The sequence below is a fragment of the Dysosmobacter segnis genome (assembly GCF_014297285.1).
GTDB lineage: Bacteria > Bacillota > Clostridia > Oscillospirales > Oscillospiraceae > Oscillibacter > Oscillibacter segnis.
This window is the reverse complement of the sequence record NZ_JACOQI010000082.1, coordinates 1-1,354: the sequence shown is the minus strand read 5'-3', so window position 1 is coordinate 1,354 and position 1,354 is coordinate 1. Positions and strand designations below refer to the sequence as shown.

At 56.9% G+C, this 1,354-nt stretch carries 1 protein-coding gene; it reads right to left on the bottom strand.

The features are described from left to right. Window positions 1-53: 53 nt before the first annotated feature. Window positions 54-1,244, bottom strand: coding sequence for an IS256 family transposase (locus H8Z83_RS19060; RefSeq protein ID WP_187016472.1), 1,191 nt, complete (start codon window positions 1,242-1,244; stop codon window positions 54-56). Window positions 1,245-1,354: the final 110 nt, after the last annotated feature.

The window sequence follows — 1,354 nt, the reverse complement described above, 5'->3', positions numbered from 1 at the left end:
GGTTCCGTCAAGATTTATGCGCAAAATTGTTTGCAGGCTCCGGCTGAGTGAAGTCAGCCGGCAATAGAGGCGTCGTCCAAAGCCGCCTCCAAGTGCTTCATGTTCATGTATTTCTTGTTGCCCCAATGGGTGCCCGCCACATGGCGCAGCCTTGCACAGACCAGCATCAGGGCAGAGTTGCCATCGGGGAACGTCCCCACCACGCGGGTTCTGCGGCGAATCTCACGGTTCAGCCGCTCGATCACGTTATTTGTGCGGATGCGCGTCCAGTGCTCGCTGGGAAAATCGCAGTAGGTCAGTGTCTCCTCAATGCCGTCCTCGACCTTCTTGGCAGCCTCCTTCAGTTTCATCGCTCTCAATTCTGCAACGACGGCTTTTGCCTTCTCGCGGGACGCCTTCTTGCTCTCCTGGGCGTGGATCGCCTTGAGCATTTTTGCCACAATTTTGACCTTGGATTTGGGCACAACAGAGAAAACATTGCGGTAGAAATGCACCGTGCAGCGCTGGTATTTGGCATCCGGGAACACCTCACCCACGGCCTCCAGCATCCCCATGCACTTGTCACCGACGATGAGCTTTACGCCGTCCAAGCCGCGTCCACGAAGCCATTGGAAGAAACTGACCCAGCTGGCCTTGTCCTCCTTCATGCCCTCGGCAGCGCCCAAAACCTCACGAAAACCGTCCTCATTCACGGCAATCGCCACCAAAACAGAAACATTTTCGTACTCTCCGCCCCAGTTGCGGCGCAGGTAGATGCCGTCCACGTAGACGTATGGATACCGTCCGCCCTGCAAGGGACGGTTTCGCCAGTCCTCGATGTGGACGTAGGCTTTCTTGTTCAGCTCGCTGATGGTAGCGGGCGAAACCTTGCTGCCCCACAGTGCCTCCGTGATGTCCTCCACACGGCGCACGGAGACGCCTGCCAGATACATCTCGATGAGCGCCTCCTCCACGCTGCTTTCCCGGCGGCGGTACCGCTCGATGATGGCAGTCTCGAAGGATACGCCCTTGAGCCGCGGCATGTGGAGCGTGACGTCGCCGGAGGTCGTGGTGAGGCAGCGGTCATAGTGACCGCTGCGGTAGCCCTGACGGGCCTCGCTGCGCTCGTAGCGCGCCGCCTGCGTCAGCGACTCCGCCTCCTTTTCCAGCAGCTCGTTCAGGGTTTCCTCCACGCTGCCGCGAACCAATTCCTTGATTTGGCCCTTGATTACTTCCTCGTTTAGCTGTACAATTTTCTCGGACATAGTTTGCTTGCTCCTTTCGAATGGTGTGTGGTTACTTCATTCTACCAGAGCCTGCAAGCTATGTCTTCTTTTATGCGATTTTCAATTTGCGCAACTTATTTTACCTTATC